Origin of the sequence: Mumia sp. (assembly GCF_028803055.1) — a bacterium.
Classification (GTDB): domain Bacteria; phylum Actinomycetota; class Actinomycetes; order Propionibacteriales; family Nocardioidaceae; genus Mumia.
The window spans coordinates 1-5735 of sequence record NZ_JARBCJ010000205.1 but is presented as its reverse complement, the minus strand read 5'-3'; the positions used below and the strand labels follow the sequence as shown (position 1 = coordinate 5735).

Annotated in this window: 5 protein-coding genes and 1 pseudogene; 3 read left to right on the top strand and 3 right to left on the bottom strand. The window is 69.2% G+C overall.

Annotated features, from left to right (window positions below; translation table 11 throughout):
* On the bottom strand, window positions 1-1548 hold a 1548-nt coding region (locus PV363_RS15390; protein ID WP_301022784.1), incomplete at its 3' end, for a transglycosylase domain-containing protein.
* Between the two features lie 229 nt (window positions 1549-1777).
* On the opposite strand from PV363_RS15390, the gene PV363_RS15385 reads away from it, so the two are divergent.
* Together PV363_RS15385 and PV363_RS15380 are read left to right on the top strand one after the other, a co-directional pair.
* Window positions 1778-2386 (top strand): helix-turn-helix transcriptional regulator, encoded by a 609-nt coding sequence (locus PV363_RS15385; RefSeq protein WP_220342739.1) that lies wholly within the window; start codon window positions 1778-1780, stop codon window positions 2384-2386.
* Between the two features lie 42 nt (window positions 2387-2428).
* Window positions 2429-3520 (top strand): inositol-3-phosphate synthase, encoded by a 1092-nt coding sequence (locus tag PV363_RS15380; protein ID WP_220342740.1) that lies wholly within the window; start codon window positions 2429-2431, stop codon window positions 3518-3520.
* A 128-nt stretch (window positions 3521-3648) separates the two neighbouring features.
* Here the strand turns inward: PV363_RS15380 and PV363_RS15375 are convergent, their stop codons facing one another.
* Entirely contained in the window at window positions 3649-4305 is a 657-nt protein-coding gene (locus tag PV363_RS15375; RefSeq protein WP_301022783.1) for a M15 family metallopeptidase, read from the bottom strand.
* A 362-nt stretch (window positions 4306-4667) separates the two neighbouring features.
* Here PV363_RS15375 and PV363_RS15370 point away from each other — a divergent pair, with 362 nt between their 5' ends.
* Entirely contained in the window at window positions 4668-5309 is a 642-nt protein-coding gene (locus PV363_RS15370; protein WP_220366622.1) for a putative glycolipid-binding domain-containing protein, read from the top strand.
* On the opposite strand, the pseudogene PV363_RS15365 reads toward PV363_RS15370, so the two are convergent.
* Window positions 5306-5735 (bottom strand): annotated as a pseudogene (locus tag PV363_RS15365) (CCA tRNA nucleotidyltransferase); the annotation flags it as partial. The gene PV363_RS15370 and the pseudogene PV363_RS15365 sit on opposite strands and share 4 nt — an antisense overlap.

Below are 5735 nucleotides of genomic sequence, written 5' to 3'. Positions count from 1 at the left end.
CGCGTAGGCGGCGGCCATCTCGACGTTGGGAACGGGCGCGTATCCGAGCGAGACGACCGCCACGCTGGGGTCGTACCGCTTCGCGGCGGTGTCGGAGATGCCGGCCTTGCGCGCCGCGTCGATCGTCTTCTGGCCTCCGTCGTCCATCACGTCGTAGGTGAGGTCGACGAAGGCGGTGTTGACCGAGTCCTTGGTCGCGGCCTCGAGGGAGACAGGCCCGAAGGACTTGCCGCCCGAGTCACCCTGGTTCTCGATCTCGGCGCCGTTCTCGAGGCGCAGCGGCGACGAGCCGTTGAGCTGCGTCTTGAGGCTGTAGCCGTCGCTGAGCGCTGCCGCCACCGCGAACGGCTTGAACGACGATCCCGGCTGCGACCCGAGCATCGCCCAGTTGAGCTGGCTCTTGAGGTAGTTGGAGCCGCCGTACATCGCGCGCAGCGCACCGGTCGCGGGATCGACGGAGGACAGCGCGACGTTGAGCTGCTTGAGGCCGTCCGGCTTCATCTCCTTGACCGTCTCGACGGCCGCCTTCTGCGCCTTGTAGTCGAACGTCGTGACGACCTTGAGACCACCGCCGGTGATCTGGGCGTCGCTGAGGCCCTCCTGCTTGAGCTGCTGCTCGGTGAGCCGCAGGAGGAAGCCCTTGGTGCCGCCGAAGCGGTTCGACTCCGCCTTCTTCTTCACCTTGGGGAGCTTGGCGGAGTACGACGCGAACTCGTCGGAGGTGATCGCCCCGGTCTTCTCCATCCCGCCGAGCACGTAGGTGTAGCGCGACATCAGACGATCGCGGTCGTCCTCGTCGTAGGGGTCGAAGGCGCTCGGGTTGTTGATGACCGAGGAGAGGAGGGCGGCCTGGGGTGCGGTCAGCTTTGCTGCCTTGTGGCCGAAGTAGGTCTGCGACGCCGCCTCGACGCCGTACGCGCCGTTGCCGAAGTAGATCGTGTTGAGGTAGCCCTCGAGGATCTCCTCCTTCGACATCTGGTTGTGCACCTTGATCGAGAGGAACGCCTCCTTGACCTTGCGGGCCATGGTGCGTTCCTGCGTCAGGTAGAGGACCTTGACGTACTGCTGGGTGATCGTCGATCCGCCGGAGGTCGTCTCCGACGTCGCGTTGTTACGCAGTGCGCGCGCGATGCCCTTGAAGTCGAGACCCTGGTTGGAGTAGAAGCTGCGGTCCTCGGCGGCGATGACGGCCGACTTGATCGTCTCCGGCATGTCCTCGAAGTCGATCGAGGTCCGGTTCTGGGTCTGGAAGTCGCCGATCTTGTGCTTGCCGTCGGAGTAGTAGACCTTCGTGGTCTGCGTGAGGAACTCCGCGTTGGCGCTCGGGATCGCCACCGACCGATAGGCGAAGTAGAGACCCGCGATCGCCAGGACGAACAAGATCACGCCGGTGATCAGCGCCCACTTCACGATGCGGCGCCACAGCGGCTTCGTCGCCTTGTCGCCCTCACCAGCCGGGTCGGCGCGACGGGCGCGGGAACCACTCGAAGAGGGCTCGGCCCTCCGCGAGCGTGGGGTCACGGGTCGGCCGTGCGACTGGTCCGCCACGCGTCGTACTCCTCAAGTGTTGCTTCCGGGGGAGGGACCTGCCCTGAGTGCAGGCAAGGCCGTCAGGACCACGTACGAGACGCGACCCACCGGCCAAGTGTGCCCAATGGGTGGGTCGATCCAAAACCCCACCGCCGTCCCAGCGCAGGTTGACATCAGTTCGATGTATCGGCACGATATATCTCGTCGTCGCCTCACTGCCTCGACGTGAGCGTGGAGAGGAGTTGTCGTGGCCAGGCGCGGAGCTGCACTCGAGTTCGCCGTTCTGGGGCTGCTCCACGACACGCCGATGCACGGTTACGAGCTCCGCAAGGAGCTCAATGCCCTTCTGGGGTGGTCGAGGGTGCTGTCGTACGGCACGCTCTACCCCTGCCTCAAGGCACTCGGCAAGAAGGGCTACATCGTCGCCGACGAGCCTGCCGACACGGCAGCGAACCGGGGACGACGGGGCAAGATCGTCTATCGCCTCACCGCTGAGGGCAAGGAGCACTTCGCCGACCTGCTGGCGGCGCCGGGCCCCTCGTCATGGGAGGACGAGACCTTCGGCATCCACTTCGCTTTCTTCGCGCGCACGGACTCCCGGACCCGTGTGCGCATCCTCGAGGGACGACGGAGTCGTCTCGAGGAGCGGCTCGAACGCGTCCGGACCGCGGCACAGAAGCGCCGCGAGCGCCTCGACGCCTACACGCTCGAGCTGCAGCGTCACGGGCTGGAGTCGGTCGAGCGCGAGGTGCGCTGGCTGACGGGACTGATCGACGCGGAGCGGTCCGGCAGGCCGCCGGGCGACGAGCCGGAGGGCCCGACCAACACCACCATCCCGCCCCACCACGGCGGATAGGACGAGAGACGGGGTCGCGAGACCCCGAGGAGGAGGAACCCCATGGGTTCGGTACGCGTAGCGATCGTGGGCGTCGGCAACTGCGCCACGTCGCTCATCCAGGGCGTGGAGTACTACAAGGACGCGGACCCCGAGGGGGCCGTCCCCGGTCTCATGCACGTCCAGTTCGGTGACTACCACGTCAAGGACGTCGAGTTCGTCGCCGCCTTCGACGTCGATGCCAAGAAGGTCGGGTTCGATCTCGCCGAGGCCACGCAGGCCAGCGAGAACAACACGATCAAGATCTGCGACGTGCCGCCCCTGGGCGTGACCGTGCAGCGTGGCCCGACGCTCGACGGCCTCGGCAAGTACTACCTCGAGACCATCGACCAGTCCGACGCCGATCCCGTCGACGTCGTGCAGGTCCTCAAGGACACCGGCGCCGACGTCCTGGTGTCCTACCTGCCGGTGGGCTCGGAGCAGGCGGACAAGTTCTACGCGCAGTGCGCGATCGACGCGGGCGTGGCGTTCGTCAACGCGCTGCCCGTGTTCATCGCCTCCGACCCCGAGTGGGCCAAGAAGTTCGAGGACGCCGGCGTCCCGATCATCGGCGACGACATCAAGAGCCAGGTCGGCGCCACCATCACCCACCGCGTGATGGCCAAGCTGTTCGAGGACCGCGGGGTCACGCTGGACCGGACGTACCAGCTGAACGTCGGCGGCAACATGGACTTCAAGAACATGCTCGAGCGCGATCGCCTGGAGTCCAAGAAGGTCTCCAAGACCCAGGCCGTCACCTCGAACCTCACCGGCCCGCTGGCCGGCAAGGTCGACGACAAGAACGTCCACATCGGCCCGTCGGACTACGTCCAGTGGCTCGACGACCGCAAGTGGGCCTACGTCCGCCTCGAGGGTCGTGCGTTCGGCGACGTGCCCCTCAGCCTCGAGTACAAGCTCGAGGTCTGGGACTCGCCCAACTCCGCCGGCATCATCATCGACGCGATCCGTGCCGCCAAGATCGCCAAGGACCGTGGCATCGGTGGCGCGCTGATCTCGGCGTCGTCCTACCTGATGAAGTCGCCGCCGGTCCAGCGCCCCGATGACCTGGGACGCAAGATGCTCGAGGCCTTCATCGCCGGAGACGAAGAGCGCTAGCGAGCGCAGCGGTCGGCCGAGGTACGAGGCCGCCCGCGCAGGACACCACCTCCCACGAACGGCGCGGTCCCCCTGGTCGGGGCCGCGCCGTTCGGCGTCTCCCCCCGATGTCGGCGCTCACCGGCAGGTCAGGAGACCCGGTCACCCGAGGCCACGTACTCCCAGTGCCACGGCTCCGGCCGTGATCCCCCTGGCCGGGCCCACGACGGCAGGGCCCAGCCGTACGACGGCGCGTTCGCGTTCATCCAGCTCCACGCCCTCGTGCCCGCCGCACCGTCTCCGGCCGTGCAGAGGTCGAGGGCCAGCCCCAGGCCGTGGTTGCTGGTGCCAGGAGGCGCGACCATGCCGGGATTGCCCGCGTGCATCGTGGCCTGCTGCGCATAGCTGCGGTAGCCGTTGTTGACGCAGGGATAGCGGCCGAACGCCTTCGTGAAGTCCTCCTGGAGCCTCGCCCACGCCTCCGCGGCGTCCGCCCGAAGCTGGACGCCCGAGCCGGGCACCGCGCACAGCGCGGACGCCGGGAGGCGGCCGTTCGGTCCGGACGGCTGGGCACCGCCGGAGGCGCAGTCGGCGATGATCGTCAACCGCTCGGCCACGGCGCGCCCCGCGGCGCTCAGGTCACCGGTGACACGCAACCGGTCCTCCTCGTGCGACGACCGGCGCGCGTCCTCGGCCCGGACGGCGCTCAGGTGGGCCGCGGCCGCTGCGGCGTCTGCACGCTGCTGCTGCACGTGGTCGACCACGGGGATCGCGGCGGCGACGGCCGCGACCAGGACGAGGATCACCGCAACCGTCCGGTACGGCGGTCGTCGAGACCGCCTGGGTCGATCGGCACGGCGGCCGCCGGCAGGCGTCGTGGTGCGGCGTCGATCGGTGCGAGGTCGCTCGGTACGGCGCGAATCGGTACGGCGATCGCTCGGGGCGGTGCTCGATGCCGCAGTCGGCGACACGGGTGACGGCTCCGCCGCCGTGGGCGGAGCAGAGTGCCGTCCGCCCACCGGTGATCCCCTCGTCCCTCCCCGCGCACGTCACCCTAGCGACGCGACATCCCCGAAGGCCACGGATTGACACCTTTCTGCCTCGCCGCTTTCTGCCTCGCCGCGCGAGGTGCTTGCCCAGACGGCGAGGCAGCGAGAGGGTCGGTCGGATGACGAGACCGACGACCCGCTTCGTGACCTGGACCGGCGCCGAGGACGATCCCGCCCGCCTGGAGTCGGCGACCCTGTCGCTCGCCGACAGCCGGCTGACGGCACGGGGCACCTCTCGGGCCTCCTCGTACGCCGTGGCCTGGTCGCTCACCACGGGCGACGCCTGGGTGACGCGGCGCCTCGACCTGTCGGTCCACGGTGACGGGTGGTCGAGGACGCTCGCCCTCGTCCGCGACGATGCCGGATGGACCGGGACGGGGGCGGCGCACGGGTCCGGAGGCCCGCAGAGCCCACCTGGGCTGGCCGACCCCGACTCGGTCGCCGAGGCGCTCGACTGCGACATCGCGCTCTGCCCCGTGACGAACACGATGCCGGTCCTGCGCCACGGGCTCGTCTCGAACGGTCCGGGGCCGGAGATCCCCCACGTCATGGCATGGGTGGACGTGCCGTCGCTGACCGTGATCAGGAGCGATCAGATCTATCGCGCACTCACGCCGTACGACGCCGACGGGCACGCCGTCGTGCGCTACGCCAGCGCGAGCCGCGACTTCGTCGGCGACCTCACTGTGGACGTCGACGGCATCGTGGTCGACTACCCGGAGCTGGCGTACCGGGCAAGCGTGACGTCGGCCGTCCGTTAGGCGCCGTCGCGCCCCGCCCACCAGGCGAGCAGCGCCTCGCGGGCGTCGTCCTCGCTCAGCGGCCCGCGGTCGAGGCGCAGGTCGAGCAGGAAGCGGTACGCGTCGCCCACCACACGGCCCGGTCCCACGCCGAGGATCTCCATGATCTGGTTTCCGTCGAGGTCCGGGCGGATCTTGTCCAGCTCCTCGGCCTGGGCGAGCTGGTCGATCCGGTCCTCGAGGTCGCCATAGGTCCGCTGGAGCCGCTCGGCCTTGCGGCGGTTGCGGGTCGTCGAGTCGGCACGGGTCAGGATGTGGAGCCGCGCGAGCTGGTCGCCGGCGTCGCGGACGTAGCGACGGACGGCCGAGTCGGTCCACTCGCCGGTGCCGTAGCCGTGGAAGCGCAGGTGCAGCTCGACGAGCAGGGCGACGTCGTCCACGATCTCG

What these genes read in the sequence shown, in the direction of transcription:
- PV363_RS15380 (WP_220342740.1), top strand. Translation starts at nt 2,429, where the DNA reads ATGGGTTCGGTACGCGTAGCGATCGTGGGCGTCGGCAACTGCGCCACG.
- PV363_RS15370 (WP_220366622.1), top strand. Translation starts at nt 4,668, where the DNA reads ATGACGAGACCGACGACCCGCTTCGTGACCTGGACCGGCGCCGAGGAC.